The sequence below is a fragment of the Flavobacterium flavigenum genome, assembly GCF_027111255.2.
GTDB classification, from domain to species: Bacteria; Bacteroidota; Bacteroidia; order Flavobacteriales; family Flavobacteriaceae; genus Flavobacterium; species Flavobacterium flavigenum.
In genome coordinates this window covers 5,256,190-5,282,025 of the sequence record NZ_CP114285.2, presented here as the reverse complement: position 1 = coordinate 5,282,025, position 25,836 = coordinate 5,256,190, and the positions used below count along the sequence as shown (strand labels likewise).

The 25,836-nt window shown below is 34.8% G+C and carries 22 protein-coding genes; 17 read left to right on the top strand and 5 right to left on the bottom strand.

All coding sequences use genetic code 11. From position 1 onward, the window contains the following. Positions 1-57 precede the first annotated feature (57 nt). Complete coding sequence (locus tag OZP09_RS21915) at positions 58-708, bottom strand: DUF5661 family protein (protein WP_269235746.1); 651 nt, start codon at positions 706-708, stop codon at positions 58-60. Between the two features lie 82 nt (positions 709-790). After that, the gene (locus OZP09_RS21910; protein ID WP_269235745.1) at positions 791-952 is read right to left on the bottom strand and encodes a DUF1328 domain-containing protein; all 162 of its coding nucleotides are present in this window, start codon (positions 950-952) and stop codon (positions 791-793) included. 174 nt (positions 953-1,126) lie between these two features. Between OZP09_RS21910 and OZP09_RS21905 the strand changes: the two genes are divergently transcribed. The 5 genes from OZP09_RS21905 to OZP09_RS21885 all read left to right on the top strand — a co-directional run bounded on the left by OZP09_RS21905 (position 1,127) and on the right by OZP09_RS21885 (position 5,405). Then, positions 1,127-1,441: a hypothetical protein gene (locus OZP09_RS21905; protein ID WP_269235744.1), complete on the top strand. Its 315-nt coding sequence runs from the start codon at positions 1,127-1,129 to the stop codon at positions 1,439-1,441. Positions 1,442-1,443: 2 nt separating this feature from the next. Continuing rightward, entirely contained in the window at positions 1,444-2,007 is a 564-nt protein-coding gene (locus tag OZP09_RS21900; RefSeq protein ID WP_269235743.1) for a 2'-5' RNA ligase family protein, read from the top strand. Between the two features lie 90 nt (positions 2,008-2,097). Then, entirely contained in the window at positions 2,098-3,015 is a 918-nt protein-coding gene (locus OZP09_RS21895) for a helix-turn-helix domain-containing protein (RefSeq protein WP_269235742.1), read from the top strand. 329 nt (positions 3,016-3,344) lie between these two features. Then, a complete protein-coding gene (locus tag OZP09_RS21890; RefSeq protein WP_269235741.1) occupies positions 3,345-4,310 on the top strand; it encodes an IS110 family RNA-guided transposase in 966 nt (321 codons plus the stop codon). Positions 4,311-4,640: 330 nt separating this feature from the next. After that, positions 4,641-5,405: an SDR family NAD(P)-dependent oxidoreductase gene (locus OZP09_RS21885; protein WP_269235740.1), complete on the top strand. Its 765-nt coding sequence runs from the start codon at positions 4,641-4,643 to the stop codon at positions 5,403-5,405. Between the two features lie 100 nt (positions 5,406-5,505). On the opposite strand, the gene OZP09_RS21880 is transcribed toward OZP09_RS21885, so the two are convergent. The 3 genes from OZP09_RS21880 to OZP09_RS21870 form a co-directional block, all read right to left on the bottom strand. Beyond that, positions 5,506-5,979, bottom strand: a complete 474-nt coding sequence (locus OZP09_RS21880) for a PepSY-like domain-containing protein (protein ID WP_281310006.1) — start codon at positions 5,977-5,979, stop codon at positions 5,506-5,508. Between the two features lie 213 nt (positions 5,980-6,192). Then, positions 6,193-6,891, bottom strand: a complete 699-nt coding sequence (locus OZP09_RS21875; protein WP_269235738.1) for a LytR/AlgR family response regulator transcription factor — start codon at positions 6,889-6,891, stop codon at positions 6,193-6,195. Continuing rightward, complete coding sequence (locus OZP09_RS21870) at positions 6,891-7,925, bottom strand: sensor histidine kinase (protein WP_269235737.1); 1,035 nt, start codon at positions 7,923-7,925, stop codon at positions 6,891-6,893. The genes OZP09_RS21875 and OZP09_RS21870 overlap by 1 nt, the downstream gene beginning before the upstream one ends. A gap of 162 nt (positions 7,926-8,087) precedes the next feature. Here OZP09_RS21870 and OZP09_RS21865 point away from each other — a divergent pair, with 162 nt between their 5' ends. The 12 genes from OZP09_RS21865 (at position 8,088) to OZP09_RS21810 (ending at position 25,537) form a co-directional block, all read left to right on the top strand. Beyond that, positions 8,088-9,473 (top strand): TolC family protein, encoded by a 1,386-nt coding sequence (locus OZP09_RS21865; RefSeq protein WP_269235736.1) that lies wholly within the window; start codon positions 8,088-8,090, stop codon positions 9,471-9,473. 12 nt (positions 9,474-9,485) lie between these two features. After that, positions 9,486-12,776 (top strand): efflux RND transporter permease subunit, encoded by a 3,291-nt coding sequence (locus OZP09_RS21860; protein WP_269235735.1) that lies wholly within the window; start codon positions 9,486-9,488, stop codon positions 12,774-12,776. A gap of 234 nt (positions 12,777-13,010) precedes the next feature. After that, positions 13,011-14,090 (top strand): efflux RND transporter periplasmic adaptor subunit, encoded by a 1,080-nt coding sequence (locus OZP09_RS21855; protein ID WP_269235734.1) that lies wholly within the window; start codon positions 13,011-13,013, stop codon positions 14,088-14,090. Between the two features lie 378 nt (positions 14,091-14,468). After that, positions 14,469-15,230 carry a hypothetical protein gene (locus OZP09_RS21850; protein ID WP_281310005.1) on the top strand — a complete coding sequence of 254 codons (762 nt, stop codon included), beginning with the start codon at positions 14,469-14,471 and terminating at the stop codon, positions 15,228-15,230. Between the two features lie 190 nt (positions 15,231-15,420). After that, positions 15,421-15,840: a DUF4359 domain-containing protein gene (locus OZP09_RS21845; RefSeq protein ID WP_269235731.1), complete on the top strand. Its 420-nt coding sequence runs from the start codon at positions 15,421-15,423 to the stop codon at positions 15,838-15,840. A 153-nt stretch (positions 15,841-15,993) separates the two neighbouring features. Then, positions 15,994-16,668 (top strand): hypothetical protein, encoded by a 675-nt coding sequence (locus OZP09_RS21840; RefSeq protein ID WP_269235730.1) that lies wholly within the window; start codon positions 15,994-15,996, stop codon positions 16,666-16,668. A gap of 195 nt (positions 16,669-16,863) precedes the next feature. Continuing rightward, positions 16,864-17,169, top strand: coding sequence for a transposase (locus tag OZP09_RS22630; RefSeq protein WP_349293614.1), 306 nt, complete (start codon positions 16,864-16,866; stop codon positions 17,167-17,169). 623 nt (positions 17,170-17,792) lie between these two features. Continuing rightward, positions 17,793-20,300 carry a DUF7619 domain-containing protein gene (locus tag OZP09_RS21830; protein ID WP_269235729.1) on the top strand — a complete coding sequence of 836 codons (2,508 nt, stop codon included), beginning with the start codon at positions 17,793-17,795 and terminating at the stop codon, positions 20,298-20,300. 841 nt (positions 20,301-21,141) lie between these two features. Further along, positions 21,142-22,182, top strand: a complete 1,041-nt coding sequence (locus tag OZP09_RS21825; RefSeq protein WP_281310004.1) for a Vgb family protein — start codon at positions 21,142-21,144, stop codon at positions 22,180-22,182. Between the two features lie 240 nt (positions 22,183-22,422). Next, a complete protein-coding gene (locus tag OZP09_RS21820; protein WP_269235727.1) occupies positions 22,423-22,947 on the top strand; it encodes a hypothetical protein in 525 nt (174 codons plus the stop codon). Between the two features lie 667 nt (positions 22,948-23,614). Beyond that, positions 23,615-24,370 (top strand): hypothetical protein, encoded by a 756-nt coding sequence (locus OZP09_RS21815; RefSeq protein ID WP_281310003.1) that lies wholly within the window; start codon positions 23,615-23,617, stop codon positions 24,368-24,370. Positions 24,371-24,727: 357 nt separating this feature from the next. Then, a complete protein-coding gene (locus OZP09_RS21810; protein WP_269235724.1) occupies positions 24,728-25,537 on the top strand; it encodes a hypothetical protein in 810 nt (269 codons plus the stop codon). The last annotated feature ends 299 nt before the right edge of the window (positions 25,538-25,836 follow it).

Below are 25,836 nucleotides of genomic sequence, written 5' to 3'. Positions count from 1 at the left end.
CTTACACACTTTTAAGGACAGTGTCAAAAAAAAATCTAACGGTTTTTTTTATGGCAATTAATCCCCAATTTTTTCGAGAGGCGGAATATCATCCATTTTTTCAAGTCTTTCCGCCAAACCAGCTCTTGCTTCTGCAAGTTCTTCTTCAGCTTTAATGAGCTCTTTGTACCATTTATCTTTTTCAAAACCGTCTGAACTTTCTATCTTACGCATGATTTCATAGATTTCACCTTCGGCTTCCATTACTTTTAATCTTTTATAATACGTCAGGCTTTCTGTCATATGAGCAAGCGCAATCATAGCTGTTAAAAAAGGATGATTATGGGTTACATTGACATCCTTTATTTTACCATGCTCCAATTCTACTTTTAAAGCAAAAGCAAACTCCTCCATATTAAAGGCTTCGTATTTGCCTGCCGGATTTAAATATGCTTTTATCGACTCGACATTGTTCATGGTAGAAAGATCAACGTCAGTTTCTTTTTCATCACTAAGGTCTTTAAAAACAAGTCGGCCAATTACCCTTGCTTCTTCAATAGTAGGGTCATTTTCCGGATTTTCAAAATCACGAACCGACCAGTCCCAGTTTTCTGGATGGACAGGTTTTATGTATTTTTCGCAAAAATCCGTCACATCATTTTTCAAGCTTACCATTTCATCTTCACGCTTTATGTACACATCCTGGTAAGCACCGCTTTTAGTTCTCATGATTCTATTTTCATTTTAATTGAAAACGACACATTTACCGAAATACATGTGTCGTTTTTTTTAGATTGTTTTAAATACTGTTCTAAATTTTTCTTCTGCCGCCAATCAGAGACAACAGGAACAATACGATAAATATAAAGAATAATACTTTCGCTATACTTGCAGCTCCGGCAGCTATACCCCCGAAACCAAATATTCCGGCTACTATAGCCAGGATAATAAAAATGACTGTCCAACGTAACATAATATTGATTTTTTTAGTTAATACTGATTTTGTTTGTTACTCAAATTTCGAATTTTAACAAGAATTCGATTAACTCAAAACATTATTTTTTTATCTCTATCGAATGTTATTCTTAATCTGGATTAAGTTGGTTTTGACTTATATAAACTATTTTTGTACTATAAATATCTTATCATGAAAAAATATGACTTTTTAATATTGGGTAAAAATCAGCCTATACTTGAAATTTTACTTCGGCTGGTAAATGCTAATGAAAATTGGAGTGCCGTTGGGTTCAGTGATGAAGAATTGGCCAAGGATTATTTTTTACAGCATAAGGTTGATTTTGTTTTGTTAAGTTCTGCTATTGAGGATCATGTCGAAAAAGAATTTGCAGCATTTTGTTTAAAAGCACATCCGGAAGTTGAAATCATTGAGCATTTTGGTGGTGGAAGCGGATTGTTGAAATCGGAAATTTATGACCGGTTGTTTAAAAAAGGAGAGCTTTAAAAATGGAGAAAAAGTATTCGGTTGCGATTTATCCTTCACAGGATGTTATTGATTCTGTCAAAACAATGAAGGATTATTTAAAAAGCAAAATAAACTGGTATAACAGCTGTAATTCTGTAGCACATATTACGATCTGCGAATTCACCATTGACGATTCACAAATCGATAGTTTTAAACAAAAACTTTTCAAAACCTGCGATACTTTTACTCCTTTCCATGTTTATCTGGATCATTTTTCTTCTTATGAAAACAGCGGTGCCTTTTTTATTGCCCCGAATGAAGTTTCGAAAAATAACCTAAAACCAATGATGAAAAAGGTTCAGGAAGCTTTGAAATCTTTAAAACTGAAAAAAAGTGACGACCCGCATATTTCGATTGGAAGAAAACTTACATCTGAAAATATCAAAATAGCATCCCAGATTTTTACAACTATTGAGATTGAATTTTTGTGTAAAGAAATTGTTTTACGAGAACTAGACTCCGTTAAAAAACAGTTTTTTGTAATTGATACTTTTACATTTAACGGAAATGCACAACCCGAATTTGTACAGGGAAGTTTGTTTTAATTGAAAAGTTTACGACAAAAATGAGAATTAAAATCTGTAAAATATGCGTGAAATAAAATTTCGTATATTTGAATTTTACAACTCACTCTCATGAAATCATTAGATTCATTTTATCAGGATATCACTGAAGGTTCAACTGTTGAACCCAACTCGCTTTTACCAAACGATATTCAGAAAGAAATTGGTCATTTCAATATTTTTAATATCCGGGAACTTTTTGAACGTCTTAAAGGAAAATGCGCCATGCCTTACGACCGCAGATCCTATTACAAAATAAGTCTGATCAAAGGAAAAAACACGGCTGAATATGCCGATAAAGTAATTGAAATCGAGAAACAGGGACTCTTGTTTGCAACACCAAAAATTCCTTACAACTACCTTCCGCAGGTAACAGATCAGTCCGGACAGTTTTGTGTGTTTACGAATGATTTTTTATCTAAAAACGGAATCAATCTGGACGACCTTCCTATTTTCGCTTCAGACGGGTATCCTGTTTTTCAGCTTTCTGATGAAGAAGTTTTAGAAGTGGAATTGATTTTCAACAAAATACAAAAAGAAATCAACTCTGATTACATCTACAAATATGATTTGATTCGGAATTATGTGGCTGAGTTGATTCACTTCGGGCAGAAATTACAACCTATTACGGCACTTTATTCCAAACACAATTCGGCAGCAAGGGTTTCTTCTTTATTTGCTGAATTGTTAGAAAGGCAATTCCCAATAGAATCCACACATCAGCGTCTTGAACTTAGAACTGCTAAAGATTTTGCTGAAAGATTATCTGTTCACGTCAATCATCTGAACAAAGTTCTAAAAGAAAATACCGGAAAAACCACTACTGAACTCATTAGCAATCGTTTGACTAAAGAAGCTAAAATTCTTTTAAAACAAACAGACTGGAATATTTCTGAAATTGCTTATTCGTTAGGTTTCGAAGAATTGGCACATTTCTCCAATTTCTTTAAAAAACAAACAACATTCACGCCTTTAGCTTTTAGAAACTGATTTGTTTTGTTTCAGGTTTAAAGTTTCAGGTTTTAAATTTGACTTCTGTCTTTAATTTTTGATATAGTTGCCATCCAGTTTGTCATCCTATGTTTGCATAAACATCGAAGATTTAGTTTTTAAGTAAATTTATAATGAAAAATTTTCAACAGAAGAAAGGGAAAGATAAAAACTGAGTATTGTCATTTGTCTTAAAAAGACTGTTCGAAATGGTAGTTCCTTCCCTCTCTGCTTTTGAGCTTGGACAGTTCATTAGGCTAAGAGCCTGTATTTAGGATTGATAAGCCAATAGCAGATTTCTTCCGTTTACTTTACCTAAAAACAAAGTTATGACAAAAAACAAAAATTACATTGGTATCGATATATCAAAATTAAGTTTTGATGTTGCCATTAAAAATGAAAGAGATAAATATTCACATTACAAGTTTAGTAATGATAATGAAGGCTTTGCAAGTTTTAAAAAACTGCTTAATGAAGATTTGGATGTTTGTGTAATGGAAGCCAGCGGACCATACTATCTAAAATTAGCGCAATACTTATTTGATCAGAATCTATTTCTTAGTGTTGTAAACCCTTTGGTTATAAGACGTTTTAGCCAGATGCGACTGTCTCGAACTAAAACAGATAAGAAAGATGCTGTAATTATTGCAGAATATGGAAGGGCTGAAAATCCGGGTCTATGGAAGCCTGAAGCAGAGTATGTCCTTGAAATAAAACAGATGCAGGCTTATGTGGAACAGATGAATAAATCCAGAACTGGATTTATGAGACAGAAAGAGGCTTTTAAACAAAATACTATGGAATCAATTGTATTGAATGAGAGTCTGGATAAAATGATTGCTGGATTAGAAATTGAGATCAGCCGTATTGAGAGTAAAATGATGACAATTATAAACTGCCACCACAGCCGGCTTTTCAAACAAATGCAGAGCATACCTGGAATAGGCAGAAAAACCGCTGTTCTATTAATTGTAATCAGCGGAGGATTTACAAAATTTGACAATGCTAGACAGCTGAGCTCTTATATTGGGATAAGTCCGCGCATTTTTGAATCTGGAACAAGTGTAAAAGGAAGATCAAAGATCTGTAAAATGGGTATGAGCAGAATAAGGGCGATGCTATATATCTGTTCATGGTCTGCCAAAAAATGTAATAATGCATGCAGGGAATTGTACGATAGATTAGTCGAAAAAGGGAAAGCTAGAAAAGTTGCTTTAATTGCTGTAGCAAATAAACTGCTCAAACAAGCTTTTGCTTTAGCATCGAAAAATGAATACTATTTACAAAATAATTAAAAATAAATTTGCTTATAAACACAGTTCATTCCGAGGGACGAGGGATCTCCGCAATAAATTTTGTAGCGTAATTTTCTAATCTTTGCAGAATTACTTACAGAGATTCCTCGTTGCTCGGGATGACATAAAATGAGAAATTGGAATTTGATTTAGATTATGGAGTTGAAGTTGATTTTTTCAAGTTACCTTTTGATATTGATTTTTGATATTGACATTGCCATTGATTTTTGATCTCCTGATTTGAATTTCGCAAACTTCTATTTGATATTTACAATTTTCTAAAGCTTGCCAGATTATACCTTTGACGCATCAATTTAAAACACAAATAAAATGGCAGTAAATACAAAAATCGCTTTAGTAACAGGCAGCAGCAGAGGTTTAGGAAAAAATATGGCAATTGCGATTGCAAAAAAAGGAATTGACGTAATTATTACGTACAACAGCAAAAAAGAAGAAGCTGATGAAGTGGTAAAAGAAATTGAAAATTTAGGTCAAAAAGCAGCTTCCCTTCAATTAAATGTGGCTGAATCCAATACTTTTGACTCTTTTTTGGAGAACATTTCTCTTACTCTGAAAAATACTTTCAAAACCGATAAATTTGACTTTTTAGTAAACAATGCAGGAATTGGAATTCATAATTCTTTTGTGGGGACAACTGAAGCAGAATTTGATCAGCTTACTAATATTCATTTTAAAGGACCGTTCTTTTTAACCCAGAAAGCCCTTTCGATAATGAACGATGGTGGCGGAATTATAAATATATCAAGCGGTCTGGCAAGATTTTCATTCCCTGGTTATGCGGCGTATGCTTCTATGAAAGGAGCTATTGAAACCCTGACAAAATATCAGGCAAAAGAATTAGGCGAAAGACAAATCAGGGCAAACGTTGTAGCACCAGGGGCTATTGAAACCGATTTTGGTGGTGGTGCTGTTCGTGACAACGAGGAGTTAAACAAAACTATAGCCGGTGTAACAGCCTTGGGAAGAGTTGGTTTACCGGATGATATTGGCGGGGTTGTTGCCTTTTTATGTACCGAAGATGCACGCTGGGTAAACGCACAGCGAATTGAAGTTTCCGGTGGCATGTATTTATAATAATCAGCCTCACTATTAATTTTATACAAAACAAAACCCGATAATAAAACGTATCGGGTTTGTCGTTTAAAAATATATTGAATTAGTAAGTAAACTGGTTTTAATTTTTTTCGATGCTGACATCAAACCCTCCATTTTTATCAAAAATGAGATCGTAAAATTTTGAATCTTTTTCGATTCCCACCTCATAAGTCGTTTTGTTTTTATCATCCACCACTACTGTAATTTCTTTTATCGTCTTTGCCGGATAATTTTTTTTCAGATAGGTTTGTGCTTTTGGTGGAAGTTTACTCAAAGGAATCTGGAGCTCATACGCTTTCATATTTCCTGAATTGTCATAAATAGCAAGTGCTTTTGTGGTATTGTTTACATTATATTTAGCTTCATAGCGAATTTCATCATTATCATCACCCACATATTCTTCAGACCAGACTGGAATTTTGCCAGGATATTCTTTTTCAAAAGCAGCTTTTACCAGTTCTGGAGGGATTACTGTTTTTTTCATATTTGTTCCTTCCTGCGCCACTAGAAAACTGAAGCTAAACAATGCGAAAATTAAAGACACTCTTCTCATTTTTCTATTATTAAAATTAATAATCCTGAAAAAAACAGTAATAAATTTACTACTTATAAATGAAATAAAAATAAACTTTTGATTAAATTTTACAATCTTAAGAAAAACAAAAGAATATAAATTGAAAATTAATAAATCAAAAAGCCTGCAGGAAATGAATCTTAGCAGGCTTCTTTTTTGAAATAACTGAATTAGTAAGCACTTATTTCTAAACTATTTATTCTTTAACCGATCCGTTAATTCCCTTCTGTAGGTAATACCGATGGGCAATTTTTCATTTTTAATGATGACAAAATCTTTTTCACTTTCTTCAATTTTATCCAATGCTACGATATAGGATTTATGAATACGCATAAAACTTTTTTCAGGCAGGCATTTTTCTAATTCGGCGGTTGTAATTGAAGCTAAATAGGTTCTTTTTAAAGTGTGGATTTTTACGTAATTACCAAAACTTTGTGCAAACAAAAACTGGTCTAATTCGATATCCATAAAATAGCCATCCACTTTCACAGTAACAGAATTGACAAGTTCCTCCTCTCTGCTTTTTATATTTTCTGTAGCAAAGAAACGATCAATGGCCTTTAAAAATCTTGGAAAGTAAATAGGCTTTAACAGATAATCAATCACGCCATAATCATAACTTTCCAAAGCAAATTCAGAGTAGGCTGTTGTTAGAATCGTTTTAGGATGGGCCGGAATAATTTTCAGCAGCTCCATTCCCGAAATTTCCGGCATATTGATATCCAAAAACATAAGGTCAACTTTGTTTTCGCGCAGATAATCCATCGCTTCAACACCATTATAACCTTGAAAAACAAGTTCCAGCTGCGGATTCTGTTTGATGTAATTGGCCAAAACATAATGTGCTGCCGGCTCATCATCTACAATAATGCATTTTTTGGTTTCCTTCATTACACAAACTTTTTCAGTTGTATTTTCAAGTCGGCTATGTAGGTATTTTTATCCTCCTGAATATTTAATTTATATTCTTTTCCATAAATCAGATTCAGTCTTTCAATCGTATTTTTTAGTCCAATTTTAGTAGAAACCACATCGGTTTTCTTCGGAATGGAATTCACAACGTGTAAATGAAGCAAACCATTTTCGACTGTAATTATAATGCGTACAAAACATTTTTCGATAGCACAGGTTCCGTGTTTAAAAGCATTTTCTATAAAGGCTATCAACAGCATTGGCGATACTTTATAGGCATTTTCGTTGTCAATTTTACAATCGTAGGTAATGTCGCAACGATACCCGACACGTTCCTTTTCCAGTTGGATATAACTGTTTATAAATTCCAGCTCCTCTTCAAGGGAAACACATTGTTTGTTATTGCTTTCGAGCTGATAGCGCATCAGTTGCGATACTTTCATGATCAAATCAGGCGTTCTGTCCGGAAACTGAAGACTAATTCCGTAAAGTGTATTGAAAGTATTAAACAGGAAATGCGGATTCAATTGTCCCTTTAATGAATTCAGCTGCATCTGGTTGAAAAGCAGGGTTTCATCTGTCTGTTTTTTATTGATCCTGTAAAATTTAAAAACAATGATCGGACTCAAAATACAAACCAAAGTGCCTAAAACACTAGCCAATTGATAGATATAACTACGTTGATGCGAATTCTGATATAAACGACAATTCGCAAACATGCTCAAAGAAGTAATCTGATATAAAACAATTGAAAAAATAAAAACACCTAAAAGTGTTAAAAAAACATAAGTTACCGGCCTTTTGTTTTTAAATAAAATGGGAAGTATAAAAAACCGGTTAAACTGGGCATGCATGTATAAAATACAGTAGAAAAATATCCCCATCAAAATAGAACTAAAAGAGCTAAAAAGCATCCAGTCATTTTTTAGGGTATAAACCGTGAATGAAAAAAGAACGACGGCAATTTCCTGCCACCATTTGTTTTCCATCATGTTATTCAGCTTTTTATTCATCTTCTGTATTTAAATAGTTTACAAAGTACGAACAAATATTTAATTATTTTTTCCAAAAAATGACCAATTCAATTCGTCATTTATTAGTGGAGTACATCATTTATAAAGGTTTTTATTCTGAATTCAGAAATAAATTTGGGGTATAATTTTACACTTGGGTTTATGTATTTCAAAAAAATTACTTTATTATTTTTCCTGATTTTTGCCCTAAACAGTCATTCTCAAACCTTGTCTTTAAAGGACGCTATAAAAACCGGGCTTGAAAATTACGGTTCAGTCAGAGCAAAAAACAATTACACCAATGCTTCACGGGAAACGCTAAAACAATCCAAACGCGATTATTTACCAAATTTAAACTTATCGGCACAGCAGGATTACGGAACTGTAAACGGACAAAACGGACCGCTTTACGGATTTGGAGGTCTGGGCGTAGCTTCGTCAGGATTACCGCTTCCGGAACAAAACTGGAATTCGGCATTTGGTGCGCTTTATTTAGTGAATATGAACTGGGATTTTTTCACTTTCGGAAAAGCAAAAGAAAAAATCAATCTGTCCAAAATAGATGTTCAGGCAAAAGAAAATGATCTGATCCAGGAGAAATTCCAACTGGAAATCAAAATTTCAGCAGCTTATTTAAATTTACTGGCAAGCCAAAGATTATTGATTTCGCAGCAAAAAAACCTGAACCGGGCTGAAGTTTTTAAAAGGACTGCAGCTGCCAGGGTAAAAAACGGATTACTGGCAGGAGTGGATTCGACTTTGGCTACAGCCGAAGTTTCAAAAGCTAAAATGGCACTGAACCTCGCTAAAAATTTCGTTAAGGAACAAAACAATAAACTGGTCGATTTAATGGGGGTTTCGCCTCAGGATTTTGTTGCGGATACGCTTTTTGTAACTCAGATTCCAAAAGAACTTATCAAAAATAATGTTTCAACAGACAGCCTGCATCCTTTACTGAAACTCTATAAAACCAGAATCGACTACAGCAATCAGCAGGTTAAATTATACAAACGTTTTTATTATCCAACCATGAGTGCCTTTGGGGTTTTACAGACCAGGGCTTCAGGATTTGATTCGGCTTATGCATCAGATCAGACCGCTTTTAACCGAAATTACTGGGATGGCGTAAATCCGGATCGTACCAATTATTTAATCGGAGTTGGGATTACGTGGAACCTGACCACGCCTTTCAGATCCAGTAAACAAGTGAGTGCGCAGAAATTTGTTTCGCAAGCCTTGCAGGAAGAATACAATCAGGCTGACAGGGAACTAAAATCGCAATTGAATTTTGCAGAAGATAAAATTAGAGTCACTCTCGAAAATTATGCCGAAGCACCCGTTCAGGTCAATGCTGCCAAAAGAGCTTATCTGCAAAAATCGACTTTATACAAAAACGGTTTAACCGATTTAACCGATTTAACGCAGACGATGTATGTTTTAAACCGTGCCGAAATCGATCGTGATATCGTCAACAATAATGTATGGCAATCGTATTTGCTGAAAGTAGCCGCAACGGGCAATTTTGACTTATTTATAAATGAATTTTAATTATAGCGCCTAATGAATTTAATACGTTTTGCACTCCGCAAACCCATCTCTATACTGGTTTTGGTGGCCGGTTTATTTTTCTTCGGAATTGGTGCCATCAAAGATATAAAGGTAGATATCCTGCCAAAAATGAATTTGCCGGTAATTTATATTGCACATCCTTTTGGTGGTTACACACCGGATCAGATGGAGGCTTATTTTGCCAAAAATTACGTAAATATTCTTCCGTTTGCCAATGGTATAAAATCGGTAGAAACCAAGAATATCCAAGGGTTGATGATCATGAAATTGACCTATTACGAAAACACGAATATGGCTCAGGCTGCTGCCGAACTGGGTGCGCTTTCGAACCGAATTCAGGCGGCATTTCCTCCGGGGACACAGCCTCCGTTTATCATTCGTTTTGACGCTTCTTCCCTGCCTATCGGACAATTGGTTTTGAGCAGTAAAATCCGTTCCAACAACGAACTGCAGGATTTGGCCAATGTGTATGTTCGTGCCTCTTTTACATCCATTCCCGGTTTATTATCTCCGGCTCCCTTTGGCGGAAGCCCAAGAACAGTAGAGGTTAACGTTGATCCTGATTTACTGCGTTCGCACAATATGACACCTGATCAGATTGTGGAAGCGATTCGCATCAACAATCAGACGGCGCCATCCGGAAACGTGAGAATCGGAAATACCAACTATCTGACACCGACCAATAATACCATTAAAGAAATTAAAGATTTTGAGCAGATTCCGTTATTTAAAGGCGGGGTTCAGAACCTGAAATTAGGTGATGTTGCCACCGTAAAAGACGGTGCCGATGTTACGAACGGACATGCTTTGGTTAACGGGAAACGTTCGGTTTATATCAGTATTGCAAAGGCCGGAGATGCTTCGACCTGGGATGTGGTTCAGAAATTAAAATCGGAATTACCTAAAATCCAGAGTACACTTCCGGAAGATGTACAATTATCATACGAATTTGACCAGTCGGTTTATGTAATCAATTCGGTTAAAAGTTTAATTACAGAGGGAATTATCGGAGCGGTTTTAACGGGATTAATGGTTTTATTATTCTTAGGTGACAGACGTGCGGCGTTAATTGTAATTTTAACGATTCCAATTTCGATTATTTCCGGAGTTTTATTTCTGAAATTATTCGGACAGACCATTAACTTAATGTCTTTAAGCGGACTGGCTCTGGCGATTGGAATTCTGGTAGATGAAAGTACCGTTACGATAGAAAATATCCACCAGCATCTCGATATGGGCAAGCCAAAAGCACTCGCCATTTGGGATGCCTGTCAGGAAATCGCTTTACCAAAATTACTGATCCTGCTTTGTATCCTGGCCGTTTTTGCACCTGCGTTTACTATGGTTGGTATTCCCGGAGCGTTATTCCTGCCGTTGGCTTTGGCAATTGGATTTTCAATGGTGATTTCGTTTTTACTATCACAGACTTTTGTTCCTGTAATGGCAAACTGGCTGATGATAGCGCATCCAAAACACGAGCACACACCTGAAATTACAGATGATGAAGCCGAATTTAACGCCTGCGGATTAACACCGGAATCTGAAAAACAACTGATCACCCAGAAAAAAGATTACGTTGAAAGAACGGATACAGATGGCAACGGAAAAGTCAGTGGTTTTGAGCGATTCAGAATCCGTTTTATGAGATTGTTAGACCGTTTATTTATTCATAAAAAAGCAACGAGTATCATTTATCTGGTTTCTGCAACCGTACTGGCGATAGTTTTCATCAGCTTTATTGGAAAAGATGTTTTTCCGAAAGTAAATTCGAGTCAGTTTCAGCTGAGAATGCGTGCTCCCGACGGAACCCGTTTGGAACGTACCGAAGAAAAAGCCATTGTAGTTTTGAAAGAACTTAAAAAAATGGTAGGCAACGAGCATATCGGAATATCTTCGGTATATGTGGGTCAGCATCCCTCTTTATTCTCCATCAACCCGATTTATCTGTTCATGGCAGGTTCGCATGAAGCGGTTTTTCAGGTAAGTTTAAAAGATTACCATGCTGACATGGATGAGTTTAAAGATGAATTCAGGGCAAGAATCAAAAAGGTGCTACCTGATGTAAAAATGACTTTTGAGCCTATCGAATTAACGGATAAGGTTTTGAGTCAGGGCTCTCCTACTCCAATTGAAATCCGAATTGCTGGGAAAGACAAAAAACGAAATGAATTGTACGCGAATCAAATCGTTCAAAAATTACAGAAAATAAACTATTTCAGGGATGTACAAATTGGTCAGCCAATTCATTATCCGGCCATGAATATCGATATTGACAGAACCCGTGCTGCCGAACTGGGCGTCGATATGAATGATATTTCGCGTTCGCTGATTGCTTCGACCTCATCATCACGATATACCGAAAAAAATACTTGGATTGACGAGCGAACCGGTTTATCTGTAAACGTTCAGGTTCAGGTTCCGTTGAATCAAATGAAAAGCAAAACTGATATTGGTGAAATTCCGGTATTGAAAAACTCGCTTCGTCCTGTTTTGAGTGACGTGGCAAAAATTACACCTGGTTATGTGAGCGGTGAAAATGACAATTTAGGGGCAATGCCATACATTACAGTGACAGCAAACATCAATCAAACCGATTTGGGGACGGCAGCGAAAGATGTAGATGCGGCGATCAGTTCATTAGGCGAATTACCACGTGGCTTGTTTGTCACGCCAATCGGACTGAGTAAAGTATTGAGCGAAACATTAAGCAGTTTACAAACAGGATTATTGGTCGCCATTTTTGTAATCTTCTTAATGTTGGCCGCTAATTTCCAGTCGTTCAAGGTGTCGCTGGTGATTTTAACCACAGTTCCGGCGGTAGTTTTGGGTGCGTTATTAATGCTGACCCTTACAGGTTCAACGCTTAATTTACAATCGTATATGGGCATCATTATGTCAGTTGGGGTCTCGATTGCGAATGCCGTTTTACTGGTTACAAACGCCGAACAGCTGCGCAAAATAAACGGAAACGCTTTAGAGTCAGCCCGTGAAGCTGCGGCACTGCGTCTTCGTCCGATTATCATGACTTCGGTAGCGATGATTGCCGGAATGCTGCCAATGGCGATTGGTCATGGCGAAGGAGGCGATCAGGTTTCTCCGTTAGGAAGAGCGGTTATCGGCGGATTATTGTTTTCGACCTTTGCCGTATTACTGATCCTGCCTCAGATATTTGCGTGGGCACAGGAAAAAACAACGACACAATCTGTTTCTTTAGATCCTGAAGACGAAGAAAGCATCCATTATATTTCATCAATAAATAAGTCGAAAGTTGGAAAGTCATAAAGTTGAAAGTCATAACCCGTTGAGTGCAATTATTTTTTAACACATAGAAACAATAGATTTAAGTTATAAATAAAAAAGGTAAAAGAAAAAACTAGTTTTCACACATAGCTATGTGCATTGAAAAAAGTGAAACGCCTTTACCCGTAAAGAAGAGCTATGATTCTATGTGTTAAATTAAATTTTATTCACTTTCACCCAAAAGCTTAAAACATATTCATTATATAAAACCAAAAAATGAACACTAAAATTATAAAATACAGCCCGCTGTTTTTTGCAGCATTATTTTTCCTGAACAGCTGTAATTCTAAGAAAGAAGAAGTTGTTACAGCAGAAATAGAACCGAAAACAGAAACGTTTCTGTTAGCCAAAGAAAAACTGACGACCGAATTGCGTCTACCGGCCGAATTAACCGGTTTTCAGCAAGTCGATTTGTATGCCAAAGTAAGCAGTTTCGTCAAAACATTAAAAGTTGATATTGGTTCGAAAGTCACCAAAGGACAGCTTTTGATCGTTCTTGAAGCACCTGAAATCAGTTCACAGCTGGCTGCAGCCGAATCCAGACTAAAATCGATGGAAGCTATTTACGCTACCAGCAAAAGTACCTACAACCGTTTGTACGAAACGAGCAAAGTCGAAGGAACGATTTCTAAAAACGACCTTGAAATGGCAAGCGGAAAGAAAAACTCGGATTACGCGCAATATCAGGCAGCAATTGCCGCTCATAAAGAAGTGAAAATTATGAAAGGTTATCTTGAAATCCGTGCGCCTTTTGACGGTGTCGTGGCAGCGAGAAACGTGAATTTAGGAACGTTCGTTGGTCCTTCTTCAAGTTCGCCATTATTGACGATTCAGCAGCAAAACAAACTGCGTCTGGCGGTTTCAGTACCGGAATTGTACACGGGATATTTACACAACGGCGACGAAATGAGTTTTAACGTAAAATCATTGCCGGAAACTTTTAAAGCCACGATTACCAGAATGTCTGGCGCTTTGGATTTGAAACTACGTTCTGAACGTGTAGAAATGGACGTTCACAACACCAAAGGAAACTTATTACCGGGAATGGTAGCCGAAGTTTTGTTACCGCTTAACGCAAAAGACAGCACTTTTGTAGTGCCAAAATCGGCTTTGGTAAATGCTGCGGAAGGGATGTTTGTCATCAAAGTGGTCAATCACAAAGCCACAAGAGTTGATGTCAAAAAAGGAAGGGAAATCGACGATAAAATTGAAATATTCGGAAACCTGAACCCGAAAGACAAACTGGTAAAAATCGCCAGTGAAGAAACTAAAGAAGGGGATGCTATAAAGGAATAAGCTGTACGCTTAATTATTGATTTGTTTGAAAATGCTGTGAGACTTTAGGGTTTTGCGGCATTTTTTTGTTTGGAGCTGGTTCCTGCTATTCGTTAGAATCTTTTGTGCCGAACCCCGGCACAAAAGGATTTTCCCTTCTATCAGGGCTAGGCGATTTACAATTTAACATATGTTTTGTTATTCGACCTATTCCTAATAATGTGCAACTAATAATTTATAAAACTTTTTCCTATATTAGCAACATTAATCATTACTAACTTTTAGCACAAAGCCAACAAAAAAGAACTAATTTATGCCATTTTATGGCTGATATAAGTAAGTTACCAGCAAGTATCCATTGAACGTGAAAAGAAAACATAATTTAATTAACAATAATAAATGCTAAAAGCTGAACTTGATACAATTATAAAATCTTTTCCTTTAATTTTTATTATCCTCACTACTCTTGGATACATTCATCTTCAATCTTATTATTATTTTTTCGATATAGAGATAATTAATTATTTAGAAATATCTGAAATCCCATTACTATTCTTTAACAAGGCCATCCTAATTATTTTATTAATATTAATAATTATAACCATTTCATATTTTGTCGATGACAAAATATCAAAAGAAGAAAATGAAATAGAAAATTATAATTTAGAAAGATTGAAACATGAAATCTCAAAACCTAAAAATTTTATAAATAATAATTTAGGATGGATTATAATTTTTTTTCTCATTATTTATGTAATTATAGCCCTAATTTTTAAAAATTATATCGGGTTGATTTACCCAATAGCTTATATAATATGCGCCATAATATATATATTATCAGAAAAGACAATCTTAAAAACACTTGTAAAAAATCACAATACTTTTTCTTCTTTTATAATTTACATAGGTTTTATTGCACTTATTTTATTTAATCTATCTACAATATCAAATTCTATAGAGAAAGGATATAAATTAAGATATGAAAATGAGCAATCTAAATTGATATTTTTTACATATGGCGAAAAAGTTATTGAAACAAATAATAAACTAATATACATAGGAGAAACAAAAAAGAATCTATTCTTATTTGACAAAGAAAAAGATGAAACTCTAATTTTTAAAATGGATAAAATTGATAACTTTAAGTTTCGTCAAAGATAATTGTCAAAATGTTTTCAAATAAAATAATAACGAATATGAATTTGTGTCAATAAATTCAAACATATACACAGACAATTAACCCGATCGTTCAGATTTACACTTAACGATAGCGCAGAATTGCATTCTGTGCCCACAAAGTAAACCCGACGCTATCGGAATTAAAAAAAACAAAAATTAAATTGAAAATATTATGAAAAAATCCAACAAAATAGTTATAATTTTTGCTATTATTCTTTTGATAGCAGTTTTTACTAACCCTAGCAATGAAGAACACAAGCAAGCTGTAAAATCAGTTATAAATCAAGTTGTTCAAAATTCTATATCAGAAAATGAATCTGATATGGAAAGATTAGGAGTTTTGTTTGGAAGCTCATTGGCTGAAAAGATAATTGAAAATTCTGTAATGCGAGACAATTACATTTTGTTTTCAATTACTAAAATCACATGGAAAGGCGAAAGTAAAAGCATTGGATATGGACTATTTGGAAATGTGTTTCTTTCTGAAAAAGTAAAAAATGCCTTTAATAATAATGAAATAAACAGCTATGAAAATACTTCAGAAGCAATTGATACTATGGCAGTCAGTGTAGACTCAACGGCTACAGAATAATCCCGATCACGCAGAATTGTATTCTGTGCACGCAAAGTAAGCAGGCAAAATGTTTAATTGCCAATTAGAGTGGGCACAGTTTACAAAACTGCGCTAACGAGTAACGATAACGCAGAATTGTCCTGCACAATTATAAACATTTAAAAAATTAAAATGCATAATAAATTACATTTATCCGCAATATTAATTTTATGCTCTCAATTTTTTTATTGCCAAGTTGGAATCATCAGCAACATAAATGAAAGCATGGGATATTTTAATTCTGACAAATTAAGTAAGATAAAAACTAATATAGAATACTCCTTAGATTTTAATATAAAGGATTTAACCGAAAAACTTTTAACTGAAGAACAGATTAATCATAAATTTTTAGAATATGATTTTGCTAATATTGAAAAATTAAATGATTTAAGAAAAATTGATAAAAGTGTGATAGAAACACTTTCCAGTTTTTGCACAAATAATTCCATACAAGATTTAATAATCTATAGAAAGCTAACTCATTACGATCCTTTTTATGCAACAGATTTATTTTTCTATACTGAGCATAATTTTTCAATTTTTACAATAAATTCATATAGTGTAAATAAAGCATTTTTCTTTTCAAATTTTAGAATCTATCATTTCAATAACTTAACTAAAGAATTAATGATCCCTCCTACAAATAACAAAGTAAATCTTAATACGCTTCAACTGGAAAAATTTGAAAATCCTGTTTATGATTTAGACAGTAAAAAACTAATTAATTCTAAAGTTTCTGATTATTACATAACTGAGTTTAAGAATACAATCACTAACACTTTAAAAAGCTTCAAATTAAAAAGTTAAGTTCCCTGTTCTATGAAGTGTTCTCCCCCGCTCTCCGAAGTGTTCTTATAAAAAACTGGCAAATGTCTCTGACTTTGCGCAATTTTTTTAACACAATTATAAACTCTAAACCTCTTAAAAGTCTCCGACTTTTTACGAAATATTTTTTAAACAGCTATAAATACAAAAACATTATATTTATAAAAAAAACTTAAAATGAAAGAAGGATACGTAATTCGTGACCAAACCTTACCACATTTTATAACTGCTACAGTCGTAGACTGGATTGATATCTTTACAAGGCAAACTTATAGGGACATAGTCATAGAAAGTTTAGACTATTGCATTAAAAACAAAGGCATGATTTTGTATGGTTATGTAATTATGAGTAATCATATTCACTTAATTGTACAATCAGAAGAAGGAAAACTATCTGATTTGATTCGGGATTTTAAAAAATTTACCGCAAAATCAATTTTAGAAAAAATACAAAACAGTCCCGAGAGTAGAAAAGAAACCTAACGAAGTGGTTCGGCGAAGCCAATGGATGTTGGAACGTTTTAAATTAGCAACACAAAGCCACAGCAGAAATAAAGACTATCAATTCTACTTCGTCAGTTCGCCTTTCAGGCTCGGGTGGCAATACGGAAATCATGCTGAAGAAATTTATTCAAATGATTTTATGTGGTATAAATTAGATTATATACATTTCAATCCTTTTGTGGTCTGGTCTTGTGGCAAAACCATCAGATTATATTTATTCAAGTGCAAGTAATCATGTTGATAATTCGGGATTATTAACTGTTGAAAAAGCAGATAATCCTGTTGTAGATGTTTTAAACCTGAAATCATTTACAAAATATAATCTTTATTGAACTTAGTTGTAAAGTCGGAGACTTTTGACGAGTTTTCATTTATAACAAAATTTAAAATGGCGCAGGGAGTTTGTAACTACTAAAATAAATGGTCAATATAAATTTTAATATTTAGGTAATCTATCTAAAAAGCCGCGTTGCAAACGCTTTATTTGGTTTTCAAAAGTAAATAGGGACTCGTTGTAAACGAGCCAGTTCAACTTCCACATCACTTGCAATTTAAATGCGTTTCATATCATTACTTTACTATCTTTGGTCAAAATCTGAAACATGCGAAAACTATTACTTTTACTTTTATTGCTTCCTGCTTTATCTCAAGCGCAAAATGCGGCTAGTGCCGATCCGGGATTCATTCCTGCTACGGTTTGGAATAATTATGAAAAACAAGTCAACGATATGGCGCTTCAGTCCGACGGCAAAATTGTCATTGAGGCTACCCAATATGATTCCAAAACGGGATGGACGCGAACCATAGAACGACTCAATGGAGACGGTTCAAGTGATGCTACTTTTAAGGTATTGACCGATAATACGGCAAATAATCATAAATGTCCGATAGTGATACAGTCTGATGGCAAAATTATATTGGGGTCCCAATTTACTGTAGCAGGTGTAATCAAACCTATGATTCGGCTAAACACCGACGGTAGTATTGATACAACCTTCGACACGCCAGCTTTGCCAGCGTCTTCTTATATCTACTGTTTGAACTTGTTGCCAGACGGGAAGCTACTGGTTGGAAATGACTCTTCTAAAAAACTGCTTCGCCTGACCGCCGATGGTGCTTTAGATACCACTTTTTATGATGAGCATCCCGAAATAGAGCAGTGCATTGCCGTATTGGTATTGCCAGATGGCAAGTTGATTGTAGCCGGCTCAATACGCATGCCGGACCCTGGAGGGGTTGGGACGTCCCTCCATCTTGAGAAACTAAATGCCAACGGCACAATAGATCCAACATTTGATATCAACAGCGGTTTTACAGGTCGTAATGGTTATACGTCTTCATTGGCATTACAGCCTGACGGAAAAATACTGGTGGGCGGAAGGTTCGATTCTTGCGACGGTAACAATTCTAAGAGCTTAGCACGACTGCACCCCGACGGAAGTTATGACAACACGTTTACATCCCCAATATATGACACAGATCCTGTAATAAATGACATTTTGGTGCGACCTAACGGCAATATCCTGATTGGAGGTAATTTTAGCGCGAGCAGTATTTATGGTATTGCTATGCTGTTACCAAACGGTTCAGTAACTTATTCTTTTTCGCCATCGACGGCTGGTACTAGCGTTAGGGTTACAGAATACTCGGAGGTACGCAGGGTAGTGCAGCAACCTAACGGTATGATCTTGCACTGTGGTGATTATGGAGATATTGGAGGTCAGTTTAATAAGACCAACATGATTCGCTTGCTCGGTACAGATAGCTACCTTGTAAACGGCTATACCCGATTGGACATGCAAAATAATGGGTGTACGGATGCCGATCCCGGATTTCCGTATCTTAAGTACAAACTGGTAAACGGTACGAACCAAAGTTTTTATTATTCCAGTTCCAATGGTTACCATAGCGTAATGCTCAAAAATGGCACAAGTGTTATCACGCCCATACTTGACAATTCGACTTGGTTCAGCGTTTCGCCATCAAGTATCAGTCTGAATATGCCATCGGCAACGAATTATGCAAACCAGAATTTCTGTGTGACCGCAGTTGGAATCCACCATGATTTGTCGGTTGTGATAGTGCCAATTAACACAGCGAGACCAGGTTTTGATGCCTATTATAAAGTTTTGGTTAAGAACAATGGCAATCAAACGGCAACAGGTACTGTACGATTTGCGTACGATGCCGCTAGGGCGGAATACATCCAAAGTACCCCTTTGGCCGCAAGCGCAGGTTTTGGCTCTGTGACATGGAATATTGCGGGTTTATTACCGTTATCTGAAGTTGAATATATTGTAAAATTAAACTTGAACACCCCTACCGATACGCCACCACTGAACAGCAATGATGTATTGAAATTTTCAGCAGAGGTAAACATTGCCCAAGACGAAGTTGCGACGAATAATGAAGCGACATTGGAACAAACGGTAGTAAATTCGTTTGACCCTAACGATAAAATTTGCCTCGGAGGTGACCATGTACGCCCCGAACATGTAGGTGATTATATGTATTACCGCATCCGATTCGAGAATTTGGGTACTGCATCGGCGCAAAATATTAAGGTGACCGATATGATTGATACCACTAAATTTGATATCGCTAGTTTGAGTCCGGTAGACGGTAGCCATCCTTTTACTACCCGCGTGATACAAGGTAATCAGGTCGAGTTTATGTTCAGCAACATACAGCTTGGGTTTGCTGATGAGAATAATGATGGCTATTTGGTTTTTAAAATTCGTTCATTGAATTCACTTGCAGAAGGTGCTGCGCTAGAGAATACAGCTTCGATTTATTTTGACTACAATCTCCCTGTTGTGACGAATACTTCGGTGGTGACGGTGCAGACGTCTTTGCATACTATATCATTTGAAACGATTGAATTGGCGCTTTATCCTGTTCCTGCGGGCGATATGGTATTTATCAGTAATCCCAAACAAGCTAATATTCAGTCGGTAACAGTGTATAATCTTTTAGGGCAGTCGGTACTTGAAAATGTAATACCCGGACCCCAAGGTGGTGTGAATGTTACAACACTTGCTAATGGAAGCTATCTAATGCGGGTGAGCACGGAACTGGGCGATGGTGTGATGCGGTTTGTTAAAAAGTAGGTGCTGGGCGTAGTTGGTGGTTTCACTCTCTGAAGTATTCCTTATAAAAAGCTGCGCAAATGTCAAGATAGACTTTGCGCAATTTTTTTTTTGACCACCTTATAATTCTAAACCTCTTAAAGTCTCCGTACTTTTTACGAAGTGTTTTTAAACAGTAATAATCCCCTCTCCATCACGAACCCTTTCGTGGGGGCTTATGAAAACAGAATCTCTTATACCGAAACATACTAAGCTGTATCATCCATAAGACCTTGCTTTCCTGAATAATCAATAGCATAGAGGCGATAAAAAAACCTAAATTTCTTATTTAGCCCCGATGGGAGGGAAAATCCTTTTATTTTTTTCTTTAAAAAATAAAAGATTGGAAGGACAGCGGGACTAAAAAGCTATTGTGAAAAAGTAATTTTCTGCTCATGATAAAATTTAGGTTTCAAAAGCCACACGAAAGGATTCGCGGGAGCTGGGATTATTAACTGTTCAAAAAGCAGATACTCCTGTTGTAGGCGTTTTAAACCTAAAATCATTTACAGAATATAATCTGTATTGATTTTAGTTTAAAAATCGGAGACTTTTGACAAGTTTTCGTTTATAACAAAATTTAAAATGGCGCAAAGCCGGAGAGATTTTCGCAGCTTTGATAACAACACTTGAAAGAGCGGATTTTCAAATAGAAGGATTATACAATTCAGAAAATTTCGTTCAATATCGTAACTTAAATTTTAAGTAGCTCAGCAATAATGCTTTACAATTTTGTCAAAAAATTAATATAATTATAAATGTTTGTGCTTTTCTAAATAAGAATTTAATTACTAATTTAGCAACTTAATTAACATATTCAAAAATGAAAAAAACTTTACTTTTTTTTTTAATTAGTGCATTTACAGTAAGTGCACAAACTGTTACAGACTACGTTACTTCTATCAGTCCCCCATCGGGAATCGTATTTGACAGTCAAGGAAATTTATTTATTGGAGATTATCTAAATTACAAGATCATTAAAGTTGATTTATTAGGTAATAAAACAACAATTACGAATCGCTTAGAAGGCTCTCCCAATCAAATTACTTTAGATGGTAACGGTAATATTTGGGCTCCCAGCGAGTTCTTTACTAGTGTAGCAAAAGTAACTCAGGCAGGAACAATTACCAATTATTCTGCAATTGGGAATGCCTATGGCGTTGCAATTGATGCTTCAGGAGCTGTTTATTTTTCAGAAAGCGGACCTGGAAATATTAAAAAAATTGATTTTCCATCCGGTACCATAACAACTTTTAAATCAGGTTTAAAAACCCCTAGGGGTCTTACTTTTGATGCCAACGGTGACTTACTTGTCGCTTGTGGGGGCTCTGCAAATAAAGTAGTAAAAATATCACCATCCGGAACTGTCACTGATCTTATAACAGGGATTAATAGTCCTTATGATTTAACGTTAAATACTAATGGAGATTTATATGTCTCTACTGGCTTTGGAGGAAGTATTTATCTTTTGGCAAATGGTGGTGCAGACGGCTCGCAAAGTGTTTTTTCATCTGGCCTAGGAAGTGCTTATGGGATAACAATAAGAAATAATGAATTATATGTTGCCAGACAAGGTTCAGGTTTAAATAAAGTTAGCAAAATATCTTTACCTACCTTAGGATTGAATGATATTGATAAACAAAATGAACTGGTTGTTTACCCCAATCCTTCCAGTGAATTTGTTTACATTAAAAATATCGATTTGAATTCAAAAAAAATTGAATTATTTGGCATAAACGGAAGACTTGTTAAATCCTATAATGCATCAGAGATTGTAGAAGATAAATTAATTGTCTCCGATTTACAAACAGGAAATTATATTTTAAAGATAGGTAATATCTCAAAAAAGATAATAATAAGATAATTCCTTATACTACTACAATAGATCAAATCGTAAATAAGCGATAAGATTATTTAGATAAAAATTTAATTAAACACTTGTAAAAACGTTTTGCAAGTGTTTTTTTATATTTTCCTCTCACAAGAATCCTTTCATGTAGGAGCGTGGGAATTCTTATTTTGGCAAAACTTTTTGTTATATTTGATCAAATACAAACGAAGTTTTTTTCACAAATTCACTGTAGTAGAAATTCTTAAAATCCTAATGAAAACTCAAATAATAGAAAAGGCAAATTATTGGATTAATCAGCAAGATTTTGAAGAAGAAATGATTGTTTTAACAGAGGGAATTGAGGAACATAAATACTGTTTCTCATTATTGTGGTGTAAAGAAAAAGAAAAGCATCTGGATTGGAATCAAAGAACGAATTGGATCGGAGTTGGACGTTTGCTAATTAGTAAAGATGGAAAAATTGCTGAATTTGAAGGATCTGCTCCTTTCGTTGATTGGATTCATCATTTTGAACTAAAAATTCAAAATATTGAAGAGTACTGGCTTTTAGAAATTCCTTATAGAAAAAAAGATATTTCAAAACTTAAATCGGCTATTAAGTGCCCTACAAAAGAACTAATGGAACTAGTCAATAAAGATGACAAAATAATCTTTGATGAATCAAAAGCTTGGAATAACCATTTTCCAAAATTTAAAGAAATCGCTGATGATCTAAATCGATCAGGAATTAATTGCCAAGTGGAAATAAGACAGAGAACTGCTACTAAACCAACGTGATAGGCAAACTTAAAGCCCCAATCCCACACGAATCCTTTCGTGCGGGCTTATGAAAATAGAATATCTAATACCTAAATCATTTCTAAGCTCTATCATCCATAAGACCTTGTTGTCCTGATTAATCAATAACATAAAGGCTATAAAAAAACTAAATTTCTTGTCTAGCCCCGATGTGAGGGAAAATCCTTTTATTTTTTTCTTTAAAAAATAAAAGATTGGAAGGACAGCGGGACTAAAAGCTATTATGAAAAGTAATTTTATGCTCATGATAAAATTTAGGTTTCAAAAGCCACACGAAAGGATTCGTGCGGGAGCATGGGCTGGAACGATTTACATCGTTTACAAAATACCCCAATCGCGCAGATTTATGCACAATGATAGCGCAGAATTGTATTCTGTGCCCGCAAAGTAAAGCTAACAAAACATGTAGAATTGTTTAATACAAATATTATACTTCAGCACTAAATTATATTAGGTTTAGAAAATATTTTAGATGTGGTTTTGTTTGACATTTTATCAGATTATAAGACAATTTTCTTATTTAGTTGGTGGGCACAGAATGCAATTCTGCGCTATCGGAGCGTGGGGCAAATTATTTTTGCTTTACTTTGCGAGTACAAAATGCATTCCTATCCATATCTTATCCAGTAAATCCGAAACCAAACCTATGAAGAAAATTATTTTTTTACTATGCCTTTCATTCTTTTTATCATGTACTAATGATAATAACACAACTGATTCCTCAAACATTTTATTGAAGAAAATAGTAACACATAATTACGGTACAACTTATGAAACTATTTTTACTTATGATGGAAACAAATTACTACAGCAAAAAAGTAACCGACAAAAAAAAGTATTCACATATCAGGGCGACAATATAGTAAAAATAGAATGGTATCAAAATCCAAATAGTGAAAATGAATTGTTACAATACGTTAATTTTGAATACTATCCTGACGGGACACTTAAACGTTTTAAAAAATATCTTGATGCACCTGTAACTGTTGATTTTATTTATAACGCCAATGGGACAGTAGAGTTTTCATATGTTGCAGATTATAACAGCTATTACAATTATACAGGCAGATTTAAAATAGACAATCAGGAAATAAGCCAATTCGAATTTTTGACTGGAAATTCACCTAAAAGTTCAATCATATTTCATTATGATAATAAGAACCATCCTTTAAAGAATGTTACTGGTTATAATAAGTTAATTTTATTTGGATTTTTTTATGATTCTATGCATAATAGCGGATTTTCAACCAATTCAGGAAATATGCAGAACCAAATATCGTATAGTTATTCATCAGAACCAAATACAAAATATACAACTAACTCTTTAGAATATAATAGTAATAATTTCCCAACCAGTATTAATAAAGATGATGACTATGTTGCAGATTATCTGTTTTACTAATTAATACCTAAATTTCTTATTTAGCCCCGATGGGAGGGAAAATCCTTTTATTTTTTTCTTTAAAAAATAAAAGATTGGAAGGACAGCGGGACTAAAAGTCATTATGAAAAGTAATTTTTTGCTCATGATGAAATTTAGGTTTTAAAAGCCACAAGAAAGGATTCGTTCGGGAGCGTGGGCTGGAACGATTTATATCGTTTTTAAAATATCTATTATAGATTCCGACCGTACAGATTCACAACGTTAGTGCTAATATTATAAATAACAGGCAAGTATTAAAATTAATATCCTATTTTATACATAGCTTATACGCAACTTTTTGTAAAAAAAATCATCTATGTAGATAAAACAACTCTTATGAAAAAAATTACATTACTGATTCTGATTGGATTTATGATTAATGCCTGCAGTTCTGATGACAACAAGATCGATAATTCCGACTATCGTGAATACATTACCAAAACTTCAAATGTACCGGCTATTAATTTTATGCCGGAGGAAGTATATCCTACAGACTTCTCACAATCACCTGTTTTAAAATTAAAATTAATTACCGAAGAGGAATTTCCCTGCATCAATTTTGGTATAAGTACTACTCAGTTTGCAAAAGGAAACGAACTCATCGTTCGACTCGACAAAATAGCAGAACCGAATGGCTGTTTTACTGCAATTGGACCAGCAATATCCTACATTGACTTACCGGAAAACACAAATAAAATTACGTTTATAAACGGAGATAAAATTGATCAGTATTCCATAGAGATTAATGACCAAAAGATAGCTATTACATCCCTCGAAAAGCATTTCACAACTTCACTATACAACAAAACTTTTAGAATCCCGACAAACTCATTTGCCTACCTTTGCGGAACAAATAAAGATAACACACAAATTTATAATGATTTTTATGCCTTAATAAAGCAAAATCCGGATTTTACAGAATTTGAGTTCGAAGGCGAAGGAAGAATCCCTTATCCTGAAACAACTAGTGGAAATTGGGTCAATCATCCTAGCAAATTTTTTAAATATAGTAATGCACAGGAATTTAGCAAACTGGCGGCTATTTTAAACAATTATGCTGCTAAAAATATTAAAAAAAATGATGGAGTGAGTATTTCTATTTATGGCTGGAACAACATCAAATTCTATAGCTGGATTGAAAATTAAAGCCCCACAGACGTACAAATCGCACAATATTATCTGCGCTAAATTGATTACCAGGCTTTCTTAACCAGACAATTACAGTTTTTGATTATCTTTAGAATAAATTATTTAAAAAATCTCTCCGCTATATTAATCTACAGAGCCCCAGCTCCTGCACGAATCCTTTCTTGTTGGCTTATGAAAACAAAATCTTTAATACCTAAATCATTCTAAGCTCTATCATCCATAAGGCCTTGTTGTCATTAATAATCAATAGCATAGAGGCGATAAAAAAACCTAAATTTCTTATTTAGCCCTGATGG

Coding starts and splice junctions, on each gene's coding strand:
- OZP09_RS21905 (WP_269235744.1), top strand. CDS start 1,127: ATGAAAAAATATGACTTTTTAATATTGGGTAAAAATCAGCCTATACTT.
- OZP09_RS21865 (WP_269235736.1), top strand. CDS start 8,088: ATGTATTTCAAAAAAATTACTTTATTATTTTTCCTGATTTTTGCCCTA.
- OZP09_RS21815 (WP_281310003.1), top strand. CDS start 23,615: ATGAAGAAAATTATTTTTTTACTATGCCTTTCATTCTTTTTATCATGT.
- OZP09_RS21880 (WP_281310006.1), bottom strand. CDS start 5,979: ATGAGAAGAGTGTCTTTAATTTTCGCATTGTTTAGCTTCAGTTTTCTA.
- OZP09_RS21860 (WP_269235735.1), top strand. CDS start 9,486: ATGAATTTAATACGTTTTGCACTCCGCAAACCCATCTCTATACTGGTT.
- OZP09_RS21910 (WP_269235745.1), bottom strand. CDS start 952: ATGTTACGTTGGACAGTCATTTTTATTATCCTGGCTATAGTAGCCGGA.
- OZP09_RS21870 (WP_269235737.1), bottom strand. CDS start 7,925: ATGAATAAAAAGCTGAATAACATGATGGAAAACAAATGGTGGCAGGAA.
- OZP09_RS21820 (WP_269235727.1), top strand. CDS start 22,423: ATGAAAACTCAAATAATAGAAAAGGCAAATTATTGGATTAATCAGCAA.
- OZP09_RS21915 (WP_269235746.1), bottom strand. CDS start 708: ATGAGAACTAAAAGCGGTGCTTACCAGGATGTGTACATAAAGCGTGAA.
- OZP09_RS21855 (WP_269235734.1), top strand. CDS start 13,011: ATGAACACTAAAATTATAAAATACAGCCCGCTGTTTTTTGCAGCATTA.
- OZP09_RS21825 (WP_281310004.1), top strand. CDS start 21,142: ATGAAAAAAACTTTACTTTTTTTTTTAATTAGTGCATTTACAGTAAGT.
- OZP09_RS21890 (WP_269235741.1), top strand. CDS start 3,345: ATGACAAAAAACAAAAATTACATTGGTATCGATATATCAAAATTAAGT.
- OZP09_RS21875 (WP_269235738.1), bottom strand. CDS start 6,891: ATGAAGGAAACCAAAAAATGCATTATTGTAGATGATGAGCCGGCAGCA.
- OZP09_RS22630 (WP_349293614.1), top strand. CDS start 16,864: ATGAAAGAAGGATACGTAATTCGTGACCAAACCTTACCACATTTTATA.
- OZP09_RS21850 (WP_281310005.1), top strand. CDS start 14,469: ATGCTAAAAGCTGAACTTGATACAATTATAAAATCTTTTCCTTTAATT.
- OZP09_RS21900 (WP_269235743.1), top strand. CDS start 1,444: ATGGAGAAAAAGTATTCGGTTGCGATTTATCCTTCACAGGATGTTATT.
- OZP09_RS21840 (WP_269235730.1), top strand. CDS start 15,994: ATGCATAATAAATTACATTTATCCGCAATATTAATTTTATGCTCTCAA.
- OZP09_RS21885 (WP_269235740.1), top strand. CDS start 4,641: ATGGCAGTAAATACAAAAATCGCTTTAGTAACAGGCAGCAGCAGAGGT.
- OZP09_RS21810 (WP_269235724.1), top strand. CDS start 24,728: ATGAAAAAAATTACATTACTGATTCTGATTGGATTTATGATTAATGCC.
- OZP09_RS21845 (WP_269235731.1), top strand. CDS start 15,421: ATGAAAAAATCCAACAAAATAGTTATAATTTTTGCTATTATTCTTTTG.
- OZP09_RS21895 (WP_269235742.1), top strand. CDS start 2,098: ATGAAATCATTAGATTCATTTTATCAGGATATCACTGAAGGTTCAACT.
- OZP09_RS21830 (WP_269235729.1), top strand. CDS start 17,793: ATGCGAAAACTATTACTTTTACTTTTATTGCTTCCTGCTTTATCTCAA.